Raw genomic sequence first — 20,346 nt, 5'->3', positions numbered from 1 at the left:
CGCTTCCATCGTTCCTGTTCCCAGGCCCTCCGGGCGCTTCCTTCGTTTCCGACTCTATCAGATCTTTCCGACCCGATTTCCTCGGTGCTTTCCGGCCCCATTCGCTTTCGCTCCGGGCCCTTCCGGCGATTCCGACTCTATCAGATCCTTTCGGCGCCTGATTCCCAGTCAGCGGGATTTGTCTTTCCGGCTGTTGGGCCGTTCCGACGTCTCAAACTCTAGCGGGTTTCCCCGACGACTCATAATCGAGCCATTCGAAATGAATTTCGGCATGCCGAAATACATCCCGAATAGGGAGTCCGTGCTGAGTAGAGGTGCCGCGTGCGCGGCGTGAGTGGTCGTCGAAGAACCGTTCCGGCCCCGTGACAACTCGGAGAACACTACGCATCCGGGAAGGGCGTGTCAACCTCGGGTTGGTGAAGTCAGTCGAGGTCCGTCAGGCGGCCGTCGGCATCGGGCTGGGTGAGCTCCACGCGGCGCAGGAGGTGGATGAGCGCCTCTCCCAAGGCTCCGCGCTCCTCGCTGCTCAGGTCCTGGAGCAGTTCCTCTTCGAAGGCGGTGGCCATGCGCATGGCCTCCAGCCACTTCGAGCGACCTTCATCGGTGAGCTCGACGATCACGCGCACCCGGTTGTTCTCGTCGCGGTCGCGGGTGACCAGGCCCTCGCCGGCCATGCGGTCGATGCGGTGGGTCATGGCGGCCGGCGTGAGGCCCAACCTCTTGGCGAGCTCTCCCGGCCCCAGTCGATAGGGCTCGCCGGAGAGGACCAGGGTCTTGAGGACCTCCCACTCTGCATTGCTGATGCCGAGGTCGGCGAGTTGTCGGCCGTACGCCACGTTCATCCGGCGGTTCAGCCGGCCGAGGGCGGAGACGACCTTCTCGACCTGGGGGTCGAGGTCGCGGAACTCGCGCTGATAGGCGGCGATCTGCTCGTCGAGGCTCGGTTCCTGCGGGCTTTGCGAGCCGGGCCGTTCGGTGGTGTCGGACATGCGGGGAGTATCCCATGGGCCGCGTTGGCATCGAAGTCCTTCGGCATGTACTGTTAAGACGTTAACTTTAAAGTTGAAGTCTTCAAGTTTCAGGCGTACACCCCTGAATCTGCGACCGAAGTGGGTGAGTGTGACCAAGGCGAGGGGCGCAGCGATGCGCCGCATCCAGGCAGGCAGCGCGCTGAGCGCGTTCGGACTCGGCTTCACGGTGCCGTACCTCTATGTGTACGTGGCCCAGGTGCGGGATCTGGGCGCGGCCACGGCGGGCATCGTGCTGGCCGTCTTCGCCATGGCCGCACTGGTGGTGCTGCCCTTCAGCGGGCGGTCCATCGACCGGCGCGGTCCGGTGCCCGTCCTCCTGGCGGCCTCGGTCGTCGCGGCCGTCGGTGCGGTGGGGATGGGGCTGGCGTCCAACGTGCCGGCGGCCGTGGGGGCCGCAGCGCTGCTCGGTGCCGGCACGGCCGTCCTCCAGCCGGCCCTCGCCACGATGATCGTCTGGTGCTCGTCACCCGCCGGCCGCACACGGGCCTTCGCCATGCAGTTCTTCCTGCAGAACCTCGGGCTCGGCATCGGCGGGCTGATCGGCGGCCTGCTGGTCGACACCAGCAGGCCGGGCAGCTTCATCCTGCTGTTCTCGATCGAGGCGGCGATGTTCCTGGTGCTCGCCGCGATCGTGGGCACCGTCCGCATGGCGGGCTCTCCTGCGCTCCAGGGAGCCCGCCCGTCCGGGGGCGGGAAGGGCGGCGGCGTGCGCACGCTGCTCGGGCACAAGGCGATGGTGCAGCTCTGTGTCCTCGGCTTCGTGCTGTTCTTCGCCTGCTACGGACAGTTCGAGTCGGGTCTGGCCGCGTACGGCACCGAGGCCGCCGGCATCCAGCCGTCGACGCTCGGGATCGCCCTGGCCGCCAACACGGCGGTGATCGTGGTCGCCCAGTTCCTGGTGCTGCGGTTCGTCGAGCGCCGCCGTCGGACCCGGGTGATCGCGGCCGTGGGGCTGATCTGGACCGTGGCTTGGTTGATCGCCGGGTACGCGGGGCTCGGGCACGGCAGCCAGGCCATGGCGACGGCCGCCTTCGTCTCCACGTACGCGCTCTTCGGGCTCGGGGAGGCGATGCTGTCGCCGACCGTGGCGCCCTTGGTGGCGGATTTGGCGCCGGAATCGATGGTGGGGCAGTACAACTCGGCCTTCGCCCTGGTGAAGCAGTTGGCGCTGGCGGTCGGCCCGGCCGTGGGCGGGCCCATGGGCGCCGCGCTGCACGGTCCGTACATCGTGACCTTCGTCCTCTTCTCGCTGGGCATCACCGTGCTGGCCGTCCGTCTGGGACGGCGGCTCACCCCCGAGCAGGACCAGCCCTCGCTCGTCGCCAAGCCGTCCAAGGTGGTCGCCCGGCACGAGCCCCTCCGCGAGGCCGCGTCCGCCTGAGGCCGGTTCAGTCCCGCAGGGCGAACTCGCACCACACCGCTTTGCCGCCGCCCGGTGTGCGGCGGCTCCCCCAGGACGAGGCGATCGTCGCGATGATCGAAATCCCGCGGCCCGCCTCGTCCTCCGTTTCCGCCCTGCGGCGGCGCGGCAGGTGGTCGTCCCCGTCGGTGACCTCGATGATCAGCCGTCGGTCGGTGCGGCGCAGCCGCAGGCGCATGGGCGGGGTGCCGTGCTGGAGGGAGTTCGCGACCAGCTCGCTGGTGGCGAGGACCCCCAGGTCGCGCAGCTCCACCGGGAAGCGCCAGGAGGAGAGGACCCCGGAGGCGAAGGCACGCGCACGAGGGGCTGCTTCCACGCCTCCGAGCAGTTCCAGGGCGGCGTTGTGGAAGAGCTCGGCGTCCGTTCCCTCGCGGGAGGGGTGCTGGACGACCAGGACGGCGACGTCGTCGTCGTGCTCGGCGGTGACGCCCAGGGCGCGCAGGAGGCGGTCGCACACCACCTGCGGGGAGCCGGTGGCCCCCGTGAGGGCACGGGCCAGGGCGGCGACGCCCTCGTCGATGTCCTCGCGGCGGCGCTCGACCAGGCCGTCCGTGTAGAGGACGGCGGTGGAACCGGGCGGCAGGTCGATGGAGCCCGAGGCGTGCAGCCAGCCTCCGGTGCCGAGCGGCGGGCCGGTCGGGTCCTCGGCGCAGCGGACGGTGCCGTCCTCGTCGCGCACCAGGATCGGGAGGTGGCCGGCGGAGGCGTACACCAACCTGCCCTCGCTGGGGTCGTGGATCGCGTACACACAGGTGGCGATCTGGCTGGCGTCGATCTCGGCGGCGAGGCCGTCGAGGAGCTGGAGCACCTCGTGTGGCGGCAGGTCGAGGCGTGCATAGGCCCGGACGGCGGTGCGGAGCTGCCCCATGACGGCGGCGGCGCGCACGCCCCGGCCCATCACGTCGCCGATGACGAGTGCGGTGCGGCCGGCGCCGAGGGTGATCACGTCGTACCAGTCGCCGCCGACGGCGGCGTCGGCGACGCCGGGTTGGTAGGTGGCGGCGATCCGCAGGTCGTCGGGCTGCTCCAGCTCTTGGGGCAGCAGGGAGCGCTGGAGGGTGACGGCGGTCTCACGGTGCCGGCGCTCGCTGGCCCGGAGCCGCTCCGCGGCCTCCGCGTGGTCGGTGACGTCGGCGGCGTGGACCAGGACTCCGCCGCCGTCGAGGCGGGGGCTGTCGACGGGCAGGCAGGTGACCGTGTACGAGCCGCCGTCCCGGGTCCGGCGGGATTTGACCGTGCGGGGCTTGCCGCTGCGCAGCACCTGGTCCAGGAGGGGCAGCAGACCGAGCTCCTCGGCCTCGGGGCAGGTGTCGGCGACGGTGGCGCCGGCGGGACGCGGGCCGAAGGCAGCGGCGTACGCGTCGTTCACGTAGGCGATGCGGTGGTCAGGGCCGTACACGAGGGCGACCAGGCCGGGGAGCCGGCCGAGCAGCTCCCGCACGGAGAAGTCCTCCAGGGCGGGAACGTCGCCGGTCTCGTCGACGAAGTGCTCCAGCTGCTGACCGTACTCACCGCGGGCGGCGGGCACGGAGCCTTCGGTCCCCCGCGCCGCGCGGCGCTGCGTGCCGGGGAGCCGGGCGCTCCAACGGGTGAAGTTCACGGATCTCTATGCCTCGTGGTGTCGGTGCCGTGCAGAGTCACGCTGTGCAGGTGTGAGCCCACCTATGGTCACACGTCCAGTGTGGACGAGTGCACTGACAGTGATGTCAGGAACGTGGCTTCTCGCCGTCGTCGGGGGGTGGGGCGGCGGCGAGTTCGAATTCGGCCCGGGGGTGCTCCAGCGAGCCCAGGGAGACGATCTCCCTCTTGAACAGGCCGGACAGGGTCCATTCGGCGAGGACCCGGGCCTTGCGGTTGAAGGTGGGGACCCGGCTGAGGTGGTAGGCGCGGTGCATGAACCAGGCCGGGTATCCCTTCAGCCTGCGTCCGTAGACGTGGGCGACGCCCTTGTGGAGGCCGAGCGAGGCGACGGAGCCCGTGTAGGAGTGCGCGTACTCCTTGGGCGGCCGGCCGCGCAGGGAGGCCGCGACGTTCTCGGCGAGCACCTTGGCCTGACGGACGGCGTGCTGGGCGTTGGGCGCGCACTCCTTGCCGGGTTCCTCCGCGGTCACGTCGGGGACGGCAGCCGCGTCGCCGGCCGCCCAGGCGTGCTCGACGCCCTCGACGGCGAGCCCGGCGGTACAGCGGAGCCGGCCGCGTTCGTCCAGCGGCAGGTCGGTCGCGGCGAGGAGCGGCGCGGGCCTGACCCCGGCGGTCCAGACGACGGTGCGGGTGGGCAGTCGGGTGCCGTCGCTGAGGACGGCGACCCGGTCCTCGCAGGATTCCAAGCGGGTCTCCAGTCGCACGTCGACGTTCCGGCCCCGGAGCTCCCGGATGGCGTACCGGCCCATTTCTTCGCCCACCTCGGGAAGGATCCGGTCCGACGCCTCGACGAGGACCCAGCGCAGGTCATCGGGCTTCAGGTTGTGGTAGTACCGCGCGGTGTAGCGGGCCATGTCCTCCAGCTCGGCGAGCGCCTCCACGCCCGCGTACCCGCCGCCGACGAACACGAAGGTGAGGGCGGCGTCGCGGAGCGCGGGGTCGCGGGTGGAGGAGGCGATGTCCATCTGCTCGATGACGTGGTTGCGCAGGCCGATGGCCTCCTCGACGGTCTTGAAGCCGATGCCGTGGTCGCGCAGGCCGGGGATCGGGAGGGTGCGGGAGACGGAGCCGGGTGCGATGACCAGCTCGTCGTAGACGAGGTCGACGGCGCCGGCGCCCTCCTCCTCGGTGGCGAGGGTGCTCAGGGTGGCGGTCCGCTTGGCGTGGTCGACCGAGCGGACCTCGCCGATGACGATCCGACAGCGGTCGAGGACCCGGCGGAGCGGGACGACGACGTGGCGGGGGGAGATGGAGCCGGCCGCCGCCTCCGGCAGGAACGGCTGGTAGGTCATGTACGGCTCGGGCGTGACCAGCACGATCTCGGCGGTGCCGGCTCTGAGCTCGGCCCTGAGCTGCCGCTGAAGGCGCAGCGCGGTGTACATGCCGACGTAGCCACCGCCGACCACGAGAATGCGCGCAGGTTCGGTCACTGTCCCATGACGCACCCCCGTCCGTGGTTTGTCCACAGGCCCGGCACATTGTGTGACCGGAGGGATATGAAAGCGCCGGGTGGCGCGCTGGGCCGGAGGGAAAGGAAGGTTGCAGGTCAAATAGGGTGGAACGGGTTCGAAGGGGGGTCGGAATCGGGAGTCTTCCGGTCCTTGCTCCGATCGGGGGGCGCACCGTGCGGAACTCCCCCTTCTGAATTGACCCCGACTCAACTATGTTCGTACCTCATCGGGATGTCGGATCGGAATGCGTGCGTGGACCAAGGCGCGCGTCCGGTCGAAGGCCCCGTGTCAGGGTGGGGAGTCTCCGGGGGGAGACGTTCATGAGCGGGGGAACGCTTATGCAGATGCAGGATTCGCGGTGGCAGTCGGGCGTCGGGACGGCGACCGTCGAGAACGGGAACGTCCCGGGGACGGCCGAGCCGCGCACGGGTGCGCCGGCGACGGGCGGGAGGTCCGCGCCCTTGCGGGTGGACGCCCAGCGCAACCTGGAGCACGTGCTGCGCGCCGCGCGAGAGGTGTTCGGCGAGCTCGGCTACGGCGCTCCGATGGAGGACGTGGCGCGCCGTGCCCGGGTCGGGGTCGGCACCGTCTACCGGCGCTTCCCGAGCAAGGACGTGCTGGTCCGGCGGATAGCCGAGGAGGAGACCGCCAGGCTGACCGAGCAGGCGCGGGCCGCGCTGGGCCAGGAGGACGAGCCGTGGTCGGCGCTCTCCCGGTTCCTCCGGACCTCGGTGGCCTCGGGTGCGGGGCGCCTCCTTCCGCCGCAGGTGCTGAGGGTGGGCGTGGACGACCCCGAGATGCCGCTCGGGGCGGAGGACGCCGACGGGTCGGCGCGGGTGCCGTACCAGCGGAGCGTTGCCGAGCAGGCGGACGCACGGGTGGTCACACCGCGGGGCGTGCCCGTCGAGGAGCGTGAGGACGCGGGCGTCTCGGAACTGCTGGAGGTCGTCGGTCGCCTGGTCGACCGGGCGCGCGAGGCGGGTGAGCTGCGGGCGGACGTGACCGTGGCGGACGTTCTCCTGGTCATCGCCACCGGGGCTCCGGCACTGCCGGACGCGGTGCAGCAGGCGGCGGCCTCGGCCCGGCTCCTCGACATCCTCCTTGAGGGCCTGCGCTCCCGGTAGCGGACTGGTCGGCGTACGAGTACGGCGGTGTTCTCCCTGGTCCGGGCGGACCAACCGGCATGACACGAACGTGTGAGCGGTTACGCCCGGACGCGTGAAGTCGCCCCGGACGAGTGGTAAGTGGACGCGGCGCTTCGGTGTGCCCGTGCTCTGTGGCAATCTTGGCCGGTGTTCTGGTCTGAGCGTGCTTACGGGGGCTTCCGCGATGAGCGGTGACGGTCGGGAAGGTCCTCTGGGCAACGGCAGCGCGGAAACCGAGGACGGTGGCCTTCCGTCCCGGCAGGTGCCGAGCCAGGGCGGACCGGTGGGCCCCCGCGGCACGCCCGGCCCCGTCGGGACGCCCGGCCCCGTCGGATCGCCGTCCGGGGGCGCCGAGGCGAGTGTGCCGCAGCAGCGCGAGGGTGGTGGTCCTGGACCGAGCGCGGGATCCGCCGCGGAAACCACGCGGGGTGCTGACGCCTCGGGGGACGGTGACGCCGCAGGAAGTGCCGCCGATGACGGAGCCGACGTCGACGTGCCCGACACGGTGCTCCCGCCGCCGCGCGAACTTCCTCCCTCCGACTCCGAACTCGTCCGGCTCATGCGCACCGGCGACGGCTCCGCGTACGAGGAACTGTTCCGCCGCCACTCCGAGGCCGTGCGCCGGTACGCCAGGTCCTGCTGTCGGGACGCGCACACCGCCGACGACCTCACCGCCGAAGTCTTCGCCCGCACCCTCCAGGCGGTCCGCGGCGGGGCCGGTCCCGAGCAGGCGGTCCGGGCCTACCTCATGACGACCGTCCGACGGGTCGCGGCGAACTGGGCGAAGACGCAGAAGCGGGAGCACCTCGTCGAGGACTTCGCGGTGTTCGCCTCGGACGCCGCACGCTCCTCCGAGGTCTCCGACCAGGACACGCTGGACCTCGGTGCGGACGTGCGGGCCATGCACGAGGCCGAACGGTCCCTCGCCATGCAGGCCTTCCGTTCGCTTCCCGAGCGCTGGCAGGCCGTTCTGTGGCACACCACGGTCGAGGAGGAGTCGCCGAGCGAGGTCGCGCCGCTCTTCGGGCTGACCGCCAACGCGACCGCCGTACTGGCCAGTCGGGCCCGTGAGGGCCTCAAGCAGGCCTACCTCCAGGCGCACGTCAGCCAGTCCCTGACCGCGGGCGGCGACTGCGCCCGCTACGCGGACCGGCTCGGCGCCTATGCGCGCGGCGGCTTGCGGATGCGGGCCGAGCGCGGCCTGCGCAAACACCTGGACGAGTGCGTCAAGTGTCGGCTCGCGGCGGGTGAGCTGGCCCATGTGAACGCCGGGATCCCCGCGCTCCTCCCGGTCGCCGTCATCGGCTGGTTCGCCGCCGGCTACTCCCTCAAGGCGGCCGGTGTCGCCGTCGGCGGCGCCGCCGCGGCGGCCGGTGCGGGCGCGGCAGCCGCCGCCTCCGGCTCGTCCGGCGGCGCCGCTTCGGGCAGTGCCGTCGCCGAGGGGCTCGGAGCGCCCGCGAAGGCCGGGATCGCGGCGGCCGTGGCGGTCGCCGCGGCGGCCGGGCTCGTCTGGGCCATGGCCGGGGATCCGCAGCCGGTGGCCTCGCCCCGACCCACGCAGCCGGTCGTCACCCCGCTGGCGCCTCCCGAGCCCGCACCGCCGGCGGAGCCGTCCCCGAAGGTCGTGGAGCCGGCCCCGCCCGTCGTCTCCGAACCGCCGGCACCCGTTCCCCCGCCGAAGCCCGCGCCCACGCCTGCTCCGAAACCCTCGAAGCCCGCCCCGAAGCCGACTCCCACGCCGTCGCCGACCGCTTCGGAGCAGCGCCCGACGCCCGCGCCGACGCCCACGCCCACCCCCACGAAGCCCGCAACGGAACCGGCACCCCGGACGCCGTCCGTCTACCAGGTCAATGAACTGCGGTACGGAACCTTCGGCGACGGCACCAAGCCCGAGGTGTCCCTCGCGGACAGCAGTTGGATGTGGCAGCGCAGAAGCCTGTCCGTCGGGGGCACCCCGTACGCGCACGGGGTGAGCGTCCATGCACCGTCCTCGTTGTTGATCGACCTCAACCGGCAGTGCACGAGCTACGACGCGGTCGTCGGCGTCGACGACCTGAGCGCCCCGCTCGGCGTCGGCGGCGTCCGCTTCTCCGTCTACGGGGACGGGGTGCGACTCTGGCGCTCCGAGGTCGTCCGGGCGGGTGACCCGCCGATCCCGGTGCACGTCGACATCTCCGGCCGGTCCACGCTCCGCCTCGTGGTGGAGGAACACACGCCGTTCGGCCGGGCCGCGGTCGCCGACTGGGCGCAGTCCCGGATCAGCTGTTCCTGACGGCCCTTCCACCGGGCTCTCCGTGCGCTCCCCGACCGGTGAAGGGCTCGACGAGCGAGAGGACCCCGTCGACGTCGAGCTCCGCGCCGGCCTCGCGGGCCACCGCCAGGCCCGGCGCGCCGAGCACGGCGAGCGCCCGGGCCGTGATCTTCTCGCCGTCCTGCAGTTCGATGGCCGAGCGGGGGGTGGTGTCCTTGCGCCAGTGCTCGACGGCGCTCAGGACCCGTACGGCGAGGTCGGCCTCGCCCGCCTCTGCGAGGGTGACGGCGAGCCCTTCCCCCAGGCCGGTGACGAAGAACTCCGCGCACTGTGCTCCCCGCGCGGAGCACAGCGCGGCGGCGGCCGTGGCGACGGCGACGGCGCCCTTGCCCTCGTGTGCCTCGACGCGGGCCACGAGGCCGGTGACCGCGGCTTCGAAGTGCGGTGGCGAGGAGCCCAGCGCAACGGTCCGGCCCGCCTCGTCGAGTTGGGCGCGGGCCTCCGCCACGTCGCCCCGGTGGAGGGCGAGGGCGGCGCCGAGGAAGCAGACGTACGTCTGGGTCTCCCGGACGCGGTAGCGCTCGGCCTCCCGTGCGGCTTCGTCGAGCCTCCGTCGGGCGGTCTCCGGCTCGCCGTCGCGGTAGGCCAGTTCGGCCTGCCGGGCGAGGAGGAAGGGGACTTCGGTGTGGGCGCCGACCTCGCGGGCGAGCTGGAGTGCCTCCTCGTAGGCTTCGCAGGCTTCCGCTTGCCGGCCCCTCATCATGTGGGCCTCGCCGGCCGCGCTCGCGATCTGGGCGTTCATCCAGCGGTCGCCGACGCGCCGGGCGAGGTCGCGGAGTTCGGTCAGCGACTCGTCGACTCCGGCCAGGTCCCCGGGCATGTCGACGACCATGTGGGTGCGGAACATGAGGCTGATGCCGACCTCCCATGCGCCGCCGTGGCGGCGGCAGTTGTCGACGGAGGCGTCGAGGAGGGCGCGGATCACGGCCGGTTCCTCGGTGAAGTACGCGGTGAAGGGCCAGAGCAGGCCGGGGAATCGGGCCGCCTCGGGGCCGGGTGCCGCGGCGAACGCGTCCCGGAGGCGCCGGAGGAGCGCAAGGGTCTCCGGTCGCTGGAAGTCGCTCATCGTGCGGCTGTCGACGGCGAGGAAGAAGTTCAGCATGCGCAGGTGCATGCGGGGCCAGTAGCGGGGATCGGCGGGGTCGGTGGGGTCTTCGCCGAGGTCGACCGCGCGCTCGACCCACACCAGGCCCTCGGCGCGGTAGTTGCGCAGCCACCAGAACCAGCCCATGGCGAAGACCAAGCGGAGGGCGGCGGCCTCATCGGGTGGGGGTCCCCCCTGCTCGGGCGGGGTCGAGGGCTTGGGGGAGGTGACGAGGGTGCGGTGGAGGGCGGCCCGGATGTTGTCGAGGTCGCGTTCCAGCCGGTCGATCCAGGGGAGCTGCTCGGCCGAGCGGAGCTTGGGCTCGGCGGTCTCGACGAGGGCGGTGAAGTGGGCGGTGTGGGCGGCCTCGGCGGCGGCGAGCAGCCCGGGGGTCTCGGCGGCGCGCTCGGTCGCGTACTCGTGGATGGTCTCCAGGAACCGGTAGCGCATCTCCCCGTCCTCGGTGGGGGAGGCGACGACGAGGGACTTGTCGACGAGGGCGCCGAGGGCGTCCGCGGCACGGGGGGAGAGCGCCTCTGCTGCGGCCAGGTCCCAGCCTCCGGCGAAGACCGACAGCTGGCGGAGCAGGGTGCGTTCGGCCGGGTCGAGCAGTTCCCAGGACCAGTCGACGACGGCGCGGAGGGTCTGTTGGCGGGGCAGTACGGTCCGGGCGCCCGAGGTGAGGAGCCGGAACCGGTCGTCGAGCCGGTCGGCGATCTGGCGCGGGGTGAGGAGGCGCAGCCGGGCGGCGGCGAGTTCGATGGCGAGCGGCAGGCCGTCGAGGCGGCGGCAGATCTCTTCGACGGCCTCGGCCTCGGCCTCTTCCCGGCCCGGGTCGCCGCCCCGGGCGCTTCCGCGGGCGAGGTCGAGAGCGGGGTGCACGGCGCGGGCCCGCTCGGCGAAGAGGCGGTGGGCGTGCTCCGGCGGGAGGGGCTCGACGGGGCGGACCGCTTCGCCGGGAACGCCCAGGGGCTCGCGGCTGGTGGCGAGGATGCGCAGCTGCGGACAGTGGGTGAGGAGGGTTTCGACGAGGACGGCAGCCGCGTCGATCAGGTGCTCGCAGTTGTCGAGGACCAGGAGGAGCGGGCGGCGGGCCAGGTGCTCGACGAGGTGGGCGGTGGGATCGTCCTGGAGCGGCAGGCCGTCGCGGCTGATCAGATGGGTTTCGCGGAGGCGGAGTGCGGAGAGCACGGCGCCGGGGAGGGCGTCGGGGTCGTCGAGGGGGGCGAGTTCGGCGATCCAGGCGGTGGGACCGGTGGTGCGGAGCGCGGTCTCCTCGGCGAGCCGGGTCTTGCCGGAGCCGCCCGGTCCGGTGAGCGTGACGAGTCGGGAACGGTTCAGGTCCACGTGGAGCGCGTCGAGTTCGGGGGCCCGGCCGACGAAGGAGGTGAGGCGGGGACGGATGTTCCCGGTGTCCCGGCCCGTTCCACCGCGCCCGACCGGGACGGAGGCGGGGGCGGGGGCGAGGGCGAGGGCGGGGGACCCGACAGCGGGACCGCCGACCACCGGGGCGGTGCTCCCGGCGAGGAGCTCCCGGTGGAGGGCGGCGAGTTCGGGGCCCGGGTCGGCGCCGAGGGCGTCCGCGAGGGTCCGGCGGGCCGATGAGTGGGCGGCGAGCGCGTCGGCGTGCCGGCCCTCGGCCCGCAGGGCGCGGATGAGGTGGGCGTGGAAGGCTTCGTCGCACGGGTACGTGGTGGTGAGTTCGGTCAGTTCCGGTACGAGTCCGCCGGTGGCGCCCCTGCGGAGGTCCGCTTCGATGCGGTGCCGGAGCGCCGCGAGTCGCTGGGCTTCGGGCCGGACGCCCGCCGGGTCGGGCAGGTCCGCGAGGGCGGGGCCCCGGAAGAGGCCGAGGGCGTCCCGGAGGAGGGCGGCAGCGGTGTCGGGGTCGCCGGCGTCGAGGCGTGCGGTGCCTTCGGCGACCCGGCGCCGGAAGACGTGGAGGTCGATGTCGTCGGGGTCGGCGACGAGGCGGTAGCCGGGGCCGGGGGTGGAGACGACGGCAGTCCGGCCGAGGGCCCGGCGGAGGCGGCCGACGAGGGCCTGGAGGGCGGCGGGGGCGTCCTGCGGCGGCGCGTCGCCGTAGACGTCGTCGGTGAGTTCGCCGAGGGAGACGGTCCGTCCGCCGCGCAGCGCCAGCGCGGCGAGCAGCGCGCGCAGCCGTGCGCCGCCGAGGGGAAGGGGGGTGCCGTCGGGCCGCAGGGCCTCGGTGGTGCCGAGGATCAGATACCGCACCACCCCATTGTGTCCGCCGACCGCCGTGTGCGCCTCGGGGTTTGTCGGGGGCTTCCGGGCCCGGATGCGGGTCGGGCGGATCCGCCCGTGGAGCGGGGGCCGCAGCGGGTGCCCGCGGACGTCCAGGCCGGAAGACCGCAGGTCCCGAAGACCGGAAGACCCGGAGACCGGGAGACCGGAAGGGCGCGGAACCGGAAGGGCGCGGAACCGGTCTCAGGCCAGCGGAACCGGTCTCAGGCCAGAAGGGACCTCGATGCCGGGATCAGCGGTCCCTGGACCGCGCGGTGGGCCCGGGGCTCGGTGCTGCTGGTCCAACAGGAGCCGCGGCGGGCGAGGAGACGGCGGAGCCAGAGTTCGGTCGAGACGAGGTCGGCGAGGCCGTCGAGGGGGACGGGTTCTCCGTCGGCCGCCGCGCGGAGGGCCTTGCGGACGACGCGGGCTTCGATCAGGCCCGCGTCCGCGAGCAGCGGGGCGTCGAAGAGGGCCAGCAGCTGGGGGAGCGCGGCGCGCAGGCCGGAGCGCGCGGCGGCGGCCGGAACGGCCCGGTGGGAAGCGCCCCACCCCGACGGAAGGACGTGGACGCCGGCGCCGGACAGGACCGTGCGCAGGACGCCGGCCCGGGCGTCCGGTTGGACGCGGAGCGATTCGGGGAGCTTGCGGCAGGCCCGTACGACCTGGTTGTCCAGGAAGGGGGCGTGCAGGCGCTGGCCCCGGATCTCGGCGGCCTGCTCCAGGACCCGGTGGTCGGCCGCCGCACGGGCGAGGGCGGCACGTGCACGGGCCTCGCCGGGGCGCTGCACGGCGGCCGGGAGCGTCGCCGCCCGGTTCAGGCGGACCGCCACCTCGGCCAGTGCCTCCCCGGTGAGCCAGCGGGCCGCCGGCCCCGGTCGTGACCAGGCGAGGGCCGAGAGCGAGGCCTCCAGGGGGCCGGAGCCGCCCGGGAGCGTGCGGTTCGCTTCCAGAACCTGCCGGGCCACCGTCTCCAGGCCGGTGCGGTAGGGGGTCCGGGCCAGTCTCCGGGCCGCCCGGTAGACGGTCAGCGGCACCAGGAGGGCGCCCGCCGACGGGCCCGTGGCCTTGGCGAGCGCCGTCACGGGGCGGACCAGGGAACGGCGCCTGCGGTCCATCAGCAGGTCGGCGAGGCGGGCCGGGTGGGCGTCCAGGACCTGTTTGGCGCCCATTCCGGTGAAGTGGTCGGCGCTCCCCCCGGCCAGTCGCCTGCGGTGCCGCTCGGCCGTGACCAGTGCGGGCCCCGGTTCGTCGGTGAGCGGTCCCTCCAAGGCGGCGTACGGCAGGGCTTCCTCGCCCGCCGCGACGACCACGTGGTGCAGGCGCGGGTCCGCCGCGATCTCCCGGGCCCGTTCCAACTCCTTCTCGCGTCCCGCACCGGGCCGGGTCGCCAGGTCGTTGAAGGTGACGGCGAGCAGCCGCTCCCCCGCGCCGGTGCCGTGTCCGGTGATCGTGCCCGGCACCCCGGGAAGGCCCGCCGCGAGGAGGGCCAGGGTCCCGGAGGCGCTGCCGCCGGAGAGGTCGGCGCCGATGCCGGGGGCCGGGCCGGTGCCCCGGGCCGCGCGCCGGTCGGCGGGCCCCATGCCGGGGACGGGGCCCGGATCGGGCAGCGGCACCTCGGGGGCGTGTCGGGGTGCGGTGAGCCGGGCGCGTACGGCCTCGACCAGGGCGTCCCGCACCCCTTCGACGGCTTGTCGGGGGTCGAACTCGGGTGCCGCGACGGCGAGCGAGGCCACCTGTTCGTAGCCGACGATCTCGCGCGCGCCCTCCCGCAGGACCAGGGCGTGGCCGGGCGGCACCCGGCGGACCCCTTCGTAGGGGGTGGAGTCGCGCAGTGCTTCCGGGGTCTCGGGGCAGGCGAGCAGTGCGGCCAGGTGGCCGATGTCGAGCTGGGCCTCGACGAGGTCGGCGAGCGGCAGGGCTGCGGTGGCGTACGCGGTGCCGCCGGCCCACGGGGTGTGGAACACCGGTCGGGCGCCGGCGAGGTCTCCGGTGACGGTGACGCGGCGGCCGGCCTTCACGACGACGGTGTGGCTGCCGGGCCAGGCGGTCAGGTGGCGCAGCGCGCCCCCGCGGGCGGTGAGCAGGCCGATGCGCAGTTCCTCGTCGCTCGCGGCGCAACAGCCGAGCACGGCGAGGCGGGTGTGGTCGTCGACGGCCACCACGCGCACTTCGTCCGGTCGCCAGTCGCCGACCGCCCAGAGGGGGTCCGGGTCGCCCCACAGGAGTTGTGCGCCGACCGGCTGCACCGTGCGCCCCTCGGCCGCCGGGTCGGTGCCGGGTGCGTACGGGGAGCGGGAGCCGTACGGGGAGTCGGCACCGTGGGCGGTCCCGTGGGCGGCACCGTGGGCCGTCGCCCCGGAGCCGTAGGCGCCGCTGGCCGCCCCCGGGGTCGTGGCGAAGCTCGCGGCGACACTGCTCCAGCCCACCAGCCATCGCATCGGCGCCTCCACATCCGTTTCGGTGGAGACATGCTGCCATGACAACGGCGCACGGGGCGGGGTCTGGGTGCACGGTCACAAAAGCCGAATGCGCCCCTGGCATGCGCCAGTTGGCCACCGGCAGCACGCCGATGCCATTCGGCCAAATATCGCCCCTCCCTGGAGGTTTGAATGGCGTCCGGGTGCCTTCGCCCTCGCTGGGGTTCATCGGCAGCCCGGGAGGCGTTGCCGCCTCCCGGCGCCGTCCGCCGCCCGCGGGGATTGGGGCGGCAGTGTCCCCCAGCCCACTGGTCCGGGACACCGTTCCCGGCCGAGCGGGCCGACCCACGCAGTCCCCATGGAAGCGCTCCCCCGGTGACCCGAGGAGAGCGCACGGCCGGGCGCACGGCCACACGGCGGGAGCACGAGCCGCCCCGCGGGGCCCGTCCGTCGCACTTTCACACAACAATCTCGCCATACGGAACACCGCCCCTTAACGGTAGGGATGCGGCGAACTACGCTGTGCTTACGAATGCCGCACGCCTATGCCCGGCGTCGTGGCGGCCGTCTGGGTTGTCGAGGGGTGGCGTCATGTCCAGGGAGCAACGCGGGCCGAACGAAAAGCTCGGCACGGTTCTCGCCCTCGCGGGAATCAGCAACGCCGGGCTCGCCCGGCGCGTCAACGACCTCGGTGCACAAAGGGGCCTGACGCTTCGTTACGACAAGACCTCGGTCGCCCGGTGGGTGTCCAAGGGCATGGTGCCGCAGGGGGCCGCACCGCACCTGATCGCCGCCGCGATCGGGCAGAAGCTCGGTCGGCCGGTGCCGCTGCACGAGATCGGCCTCGCGGACGCCGACCCGGCACCCGAGGTCGGGCTGGCCTTCCCGCGCGACGTGGGCGAGGCGGTCCGCTCGGCCACCGACCTCTACCGGCTCGACCTCGCCGGGCGACGCGCCGGCGGGGGGATCTGGCAGTCGCTGGCCGGTTCGTTCGCGGTCAGCGCGTACGCGACCCCCACCTCCCGCTGGCTGATCACCCCGGCCGATCCGTCGGTGGAGCGCGAGGTCCCGCGCCCCGGCGCGGGCGTCGGCACCGCGCCGACGGTCTCCGAGCACGTGCGCGTGGGCCACAGCGACGTCGCCAAGCTCCGCGAGGCCGCCGAGGACGCCCGCCGTTGGGACTCCAAGTACGGCGGCGGGGATTGGCGCTCCTCGATGGTCCCCGAATGCTTACGCGTGGACGCGGCACCGCTGCTGCTTGGTTCGTACTCGGACGAGGTCGGCCGGGCCCTGTTCGGTGCGACGGCCGAACTCACCCGGCTCGCCGGCTGGATGGCCTTCGACACCGGGCAGCAGGAAGCCGCCCAGCGCTACTACATCCAGGCCCTGCGGCTCGCCCGCGCCGCCGCCGACGTGCCGCTCGGCGGCTACGTCCTCGCCTCCATGTCCCTCCAGGCCACCTACCGGGGCTTCGCAGACGAGGGCGTCGACCTCGCGCAGGCCGCCCTGGAGCGCAACCGGGGGCTCGCCACCGCCCGCACCATGTCCTTCTTCCGCCTCGTCGAGGCCCGTGCGCACGCCAAGGCGGGGCACGGGGTCGCCGCCGCCGCCGCGCTCAAGTCCGCCGAGGGCTGGCTGGAGCGGTCCCGGGACGGAGACGCCGACCCGACCTGGCTCGGCTTCTACTCCTACGACCGCTTCTGTGCCGATGCCGCCGAGTGCTACCGGGACCTGCGGATGCCGCACGAGGTGCGCCGCTTCACCGAGGAGGCCCTCTCCCGGCCGACGGAGGAGTTCGTCCGCTCGCACGGACTGCGCCTGATCGTCTCCGCCGTCGCCGAACTGGAGTCGGGCAACCTGGACGCGGCCTGCGCCGCCGGTACGCGTGCGGTGGAGGTGGCGGGACGGATCTCCTCGGCGCGGACGACCGAGTACGTGCGGGACCTGCTGCACCGGCTCGAACCGTACGGCCACGAGCCGCGGGTCATGGAGCTGCGCGAGCGGGCCAGGCCGCTGCTCGTCGCACCGGCGTGATGCGCGTCCCACGGTGTGGGCGTTTAAGGGCGTTGTCAGTGGGCCAGTGCACTATCGGGGTGAGAGGTGGCGCTGGTGTTTGACTGTGACGTGCTGGTGATCGGCGGTGGGATCGTCGGTCTGTCGACGGCGCACGCCCTGACGCGCGCCGCCCCCGGCACCCGGGTCACCGTCCTGGAGAAGGAGCAGGGCCTCGCCCGCCACCAGACCGGGCGCAACAGCGGGGTGATCCACAGCGGGCTCTACTACCGGCCGGGCTCCCTCAAGGCGCGGTTCGCGGTCGAGGGCGCCGCCGAGATGGTGAAGTTCTGCGCGGAGTGGGGCATACCGTACGAGGTGACGGGCAAGCTCGTCGTCGCCACCGAGCGCGAGGAACTCCCCCGGCTGCACGCACTGGTGCAGCGCGGCCGGGAGAACGGCATCCCGGTGCGCGAGCTCGGCCCGTCCCAGATCAGTGCGTACGAGCCCCGGGTGCGGGGCCTCGCCGCGATCCACGTCGGCACGACCGGGATCTGCGACTACGGAGCGGTGGCGGCTCGACTCGCCGAGATCTCCGGGGCCCGGATCCTGCCGGGCGCGGAGGTGACCGCCGTCGACCGTCGGCCGTGGGGCGTCGCCGTCCGGACGGCGGACGGGCGGGTGGTGCGGGGCAAGGTCCTGGTGAACTGCGCGGGGCTCCACTGCGACCGGATCGCCCGGCTCGCGGGCGACGACCCGGGCATGCGGATCGTGCCCTTCCGGGGGGAGTACTACGAGCTCACCGACCCCTCCCTGGTGCGGGGCCTGGTCTATCCGGTGCCGGACCCCGCCTTCCCCTTCCTCGGGGTGCACCTGACGCGGGGCATCGACGGCGGCGTCCACGTCGGACCGAACGCGGTCCCGGCGCTGGCCCGGGAGGGCTACGGCTGGTCCGTGGTCCGTCCGCGCGAACTGGGCGCCACCCTGGCCTGGCCGGGCTCCTGGGCGATCGCCCGGGCCCACTGGCGGTACGGCGCCGGCGAGATGCACCGCTCCCTGTCGAAGCGGGCCTTCACCGAGGCGGTGCGGCGGATGCTGCCGATCGTCGAGGAGTCCGATCTGCGGCGGGCGGTGCCGGGGGTGCGGGCACAGGCGGTCCTGAAGGACGGGACGCTCGTCGACGACTTCCTGATCCGCGAGGCGGCGCGCACGGTCCACGTGCTGAACGCCCCCTCGCCCGCGGCGACGGCGTCCCTCCCGATCGGGCGCGAGGTGGCCCGCCGGGCCCTGGCCCACCTGTAGGCCGTCCCCCGGGCGCGGCCGACCGGAGGCCGGTCCCCGGTCACCGCCGTAGAATCGGTCGCATTGTGCCTGAGCAGACCGAGAACAGCCCGCGTCCCGCCGCCGACCCCGCCCAGCCCGTCGCACGGCGTGGCAGTCGGATGTTCGCCCCCGGCGAGGGGCCCGTGCCCGACCCCGCCGGGGCCCATCACGAGCGGCGGATCCGGAGCTTCCAGCCGCGCCGCAGCCGTGTCACCTACGGGCAGGCCGAGGCCATGCTGAAGCGGTGGCCCGACTGGGGGCTCGACATCGACGGCAAGCGGGTCCTGGACCTCGGCGAGATGTTCGACGGACTTCCGGTCGTGCTGGAGATCGGCTTCGGCATGGGCGAGGCGACCGCGCAGATGGCCGCCGCCGACCCCGACACCGGCATCCTCGCCGTGGACGTGCACACCCCCGGCCAGGGCAATCTGCTGGGCCTCGCCGACCGGAACGGCCTGAGCAACGTCCGCGTCGCCAACGGCGACGCCGTCATCCTGCTCCGGGAGATGCTCGACGACGCGTCCCTCGACGGTTGCCGCGTCTACTTCCCGGACCCGTGGCCCAAGGCGCGCCACCACAAGCGGCGGCTCATCCAGCCCGAGTTCCTCAGCCTGCTCGCGCCCCGGATGAAGCCCGGTGCCGTGCTCCACTGCGCCACGGACTGGGAGGAGTACGCCGAGCAGATGCTGGAGGTGCTCTCCGCCCACCCCGACTACGAGAACACCCAGGCCGACGGCGGCTACGCGCCCCGTCCCGACTTCCGTCCCCTCACCCGCTTCGAGGGGCAGGGGCTGGACAAGGGGCACGTGGTGCACGACCTCCTCTTCCGTAGGAAGTGACGGGGAACGGGTAACTTCGTCGACCGCCGTCGGTGCCGGTCGTTAAGGTCGCTCACGTGCTGAACCCCGTGTCCCCCGACCAGTCGGAAGCCGTTCCCGTGCCGCACCGGGACGGCGAGGAACCGTCCTTCCCCGACGTTGCCGACCGCTCCCAGTGGCGCTACCGGCCCCGCCGGGCCCTCTGGCGCAGCCGGCTGCTCCGGGCCGTGGTCATCGTCGCCGTGCTGGTGCTCTGCGCCCTGGTCATCCTGGCCATGGTCCGCGAGCAGACGGGCACGGAGGGCTTCCTCGTCGGCCTGGGCCTCGCCGTGCTGCCCGTACCGTTGCTGATGGCGGCGTTCCGCTGGCTCGACCGGGTCGATCCCGGCCCCTGGAAGAACCTGCTGTTCGCCTTCGCCTGGGGCGCCTTCGCCGCGGCGCTCGTCGCGATCCTGGCGAACTCCTTCGCGATCCGCTGGATCGCCACGGCCACCGCGGACCCGCTCTCCGCGGACACCCTGGGCGCCACCGCCGTCGCTCCGGTGGTGGAGGAGAGCGCGAAGGCCGCGGCGATCCTGCTGCTGTTCCTCTTCCGCCGGAAGGACTTCGGCGGCCTCGTCAACGGGGTGGTGTTCGCCGGCTTCACCGCAACCGGCTTCGCCTTCACGGAGAACATCCTCTACCTGGGCAATGCCTTCGGCGAGGACCAGGAGTTCGGCTCCTCCGGGCTCGGCTCGGTCACCGTGGCGACCTTCTTCGCCCGGATCGTGATGTCGCCGTTCGCGCATCCGCTCTTCACCGCGCTCACCGGCATCGGCTTCGGGCTGGCGGCCCTCGCTCCGCGCGGAAAGCGGCTCCGCAAGGTGCTGTTGCCACTGGCCGGACTGCTGCTCGCCATGGGCCTGCACGCCGCGTGGAACGGCTCGGTCGCCTTCGGCGGCGCACTCGCCTTCCTGACCGTGTACGGGGCGCTCATGGTCCCGGCCTTCGGCCTGCTGACCTGGCTGGCGGTGTGGAGCCGGCAGCGGGAGCTGCGCACGATCTCCGGGGAGCTCCCGGCGTACGCGGCGGCCGGCTGGCTCGCCCCCGCGGAACCGCTGGCGCTCTCCTCGATGCGGGCCCGCCAGGTGGCCCGCTCGTTCGCCGCCCGGACGTACGGTCAGCCGGCCGCGCGGGCGGTCGGCGAGTACGAGTCCTTCGCGACGACCCTGGCGTTCCTCCGGAACCGGGCCCGGCGCGGCACCGCGGGGCCCGATTTCGCGGCCCGGGAGCAGGAACTGCTGCACCACCTGTGGCAGCGCCGCGCGGTCGCCTCGCCCGCCCTCACCTACGCGGCCCGGGCGACGGGTCGGGCCTGGGCTCCTCCCCAGTACTTGGACTACGACGGCTACAACCCGTACCGCAGCTGAGGCGGTCACGGCTGCGGTACGGGCCGTGCGCGCACGGCCGACCGGACAGGGCCGCGTCCC

General features: G+C 73.5%; 12 protein-coding genes. 7 read left to right on the top strand and 5 right to left on the bottom strand.

Translation table 11 applies throughout. The features are described from left to right. Positions 1-422: 422 nt before the first annotated feature. Positions 423-989 (bottom strand): MarR family winged helix-turn-helix transcriptional regulator, encoded by a 567-nt coding sequence (locus tag ACFW2Y_RS25345; protein WP_384883516.1) that lies wholly within the window; start codon positions 987-989, stop codon positions 423-425. A gap of 154 nt (positions 990-1,143) precedes the next feature. Here ACFW2Y_RS25345 and ACFW2Y_RS25340 point away from each other — a divergent pair, with 154 nt between their 5' ends. Then, positions 1,144-2,412: an MFS transporter gene (locus tag ACFW2Y_RS25340; RefSeq protein WP_384883519.1), complete on the top strand. Its 1,269-nt coding sequence runs from the start codon at positions 1,144-1,146 to the stop codon at positions 2,410-2,412. Positions 2,413-2,419: 7 nt separating this feature from the next. Here the strand turns inward: ACFW2Y_RS25340 and ACFW2Y_RS25335 are convergent, their stop codons facing one another. Together ACFW2Y_RS25335 and ACFW2Y_RS25330 are read right to left on the bottom strand one after the other, a co-directional pair. Beyond that, positions 2,420-4,051, bottom strand: a complete 1,632-nt coding sequence (locus ACFW2Y_RS25335) for a SpoIIE family protein phosphatase (RefSeq protein ID WP_384883514.1) — start codon at positions 4,049-4,051, stop codon at positions 2,420-2,422. 106 nt (positions 4,052-4,157) lie between these two features. After that, positions 4,158-5,522 (bottom strand): NAD(P)/FAD-dependent oxidoreductase, encoded by a 1,365-nt coding sequence (locus tag ACFW2Y_RS25330; protein WP_384883511.1) that lies wholly within the window; start codon positions 5,520-5,522, stop codon positions 4,158-4,160. A gap of 359 nt (positions 5,523-5,881) precedes the next feature. Between ACFW2Y_RS25330 and ACFW2Y_RS25325 the strand changes: the two genes are divergently transcribed. After that, a complete protein-coding gene (locus tag ACFW2Y_RS25325) occupies positions 5,882-6,667 on the top strand; it encodes a TetR/AcrR family transcriptional regulator (RefSeq protein WP_384883508.1) in 786 nt (261 codons plus the stop codon). A gap of 205 nt (positions 6,668-6,872) precedes the next feature. Next, the gene (locus ACFW2Y_RS25320) at positions 6,873-8,960 is read left to right on the top strand and encodes a sigma-70 family RNA polymerase sigma factor (protein ID WP_384883505.1); all 2,088 of its coding nucleotides are present in this window, start codon (positions 6,873-6,875) and stop codon (positions 8,958-8,960) included. Here ACFW2Y_RS25320 and ACFW2Y_RS25315 read toward each other — a convergent pair. Both ACFW2Y_RS25315 and ACFW2Y_RS25310 read right to left on the bottom strand, forming a co-directional pair. Beyond that, positions 8,947-12,315 (bottom strand): ATP-binding protein, encoded by a 3,369-nt coding sequence (locus ACFW2Y_RS25315; protein WP_384883502.1) that lies wholly within the window; start codon positions 12,313-12,315, stop codon positions 8,947-8,949. The two genes, ACFW2Y_RS25320 and ACFW2Y_RS25315, sit on opposite strands and share 14 nt — an antisense overlap. A 233-nt stretch (positions 12,316-12,548) precedes the next feature. Then, the gene (locus ACFW2Y_RS25310; protein ID WP_384883500.1) at positions 12,549-14,765 is read right to left on the bottom strand and encodes an asparagine synthase-related protein; all 2,217 of its coding nucleotides are present in this window, start codon (positions 14,763-14,765) and stop codon (positions 12,549-12,551) included. Positions 14,766-15,335: 570 nt separating this feature from the next. Between ACFW2Y_RS25310 and ACFW2Y_RS25305 the strand changes: the two genes are divergently transcribed. From ACFW2Y_RS25305 to ACFW2Y_RS25290, 4 genes are all read left to right on the top strand, one after another. After that, positions 15,336-16,778, top strand: coding sequence for an MFS transporter (locus ACFW2Y_RS25305; RefSeq protein ID WP_384883497.1), 1,443 nt, complete (start codon positions 15,336-15,338; stop codon positions 16,776-16,778). Positions 16,779-16,853: 75 nt separating this feature from the next. Continuing rightward, on the top strand, positions 16,854-18,038 hold the full coding sequence (lhgO, locus tag ACFW2Y_RS25300) for an L-2-hydroxyglutarate oxidase (protein ID WP_384883494.1): 1,185 nt from the start codon (positions 16,854-16,856) through the stop codon (positions 18,036-18,038). 65 nt (positions 18,039-18,103) lie between these two features. Then, entirely contained in the window at positions 18,104-18,898 is a 795-nt protein-coding gene (gene trmB, locus ACFW2Y_RS25295; RefSeq protein WP_384883491.1) for a tRNA (guanosine(46)-N7)-methyltransferase TrmB, read from the top strand. Positions 18,899-18,954: 56 nt separating this feature from the next. Then, positions 18,955-20,286 carry a PrsW family intramembrane metalloprotease gene (locus tag ACFW2Y_RS25290; protein ID WP_384883488.1) on the top strand — a complete coding sequence of 444 codons (1,332 nt, stop codon included), beginning with the start codon at positions 18,955-18,957 and terminating at the stop codon, positions 20,284-20,286. Positions 20,287-20,346: the final 60 nt, after the last annotated feature.

The sequence above is a fragment of the Streptomyces sp. NPDC058877 genome, from assembly GCF_042742855.1.
Taxonomy (GTDB): Bacteria; Actinomycetota; Actinomycetes; order Streptomycetales; family Streptomycetaceae; genus Streptomyces.
This window is presented reverse-complemented; position numbering and strand designations above follow the sequence as displayed.

Excerpts from the sequence above, each read along its gene's own strand:
- ACFW2Y_RS25345 (WP_384883516.1), bottom strand. The coding sequence starts at position 989 with ATGTCCGACACCACCGAACGGCCCGGCTCGCAAAGCCCGCAGGAACCG.
- ACFW2Y_RS25340 (WP_384883519.1), top strand. The coding sequence starts at position 1,144 with ATGCGCCGCATCCAGGCAGGCAGCGCGCTGAGCGCGTTCGGACTCGGC.
- ACFW2Y_RS25325 (WP_384883508.1), top strand. The coding sequence starts at position 5,882 with ATGCAGATGCAGGATTCGCGGTGGCAGTCGGGCGTCGGGACGGCGACC.
- ACFW2Y_RS25320 (WP_384883505.1), top strand. The coding sequence starts at position 6,873 with ATGAGCGGTGACGGTCGGGAAGGTCCTCTGGGCAACGGCAGCGCGGAA.
- ACFW2Y_RS25310 (WP_384883500.1), bottom strand. The coding sequence starts at position 14,765 with ATGCGATGGCTGGTGGGCTGGAGCAGTGTCGCCGCGAGCTTCGCCACG.
- ACFW2Y_RS25305 (WP_384883497.1), top strand. The coding sequence starts at position 15,336 with ATGTCCAGGGAGCAACGCGGGCCGAACGAAAAGCTCGGCACGGTTCTC.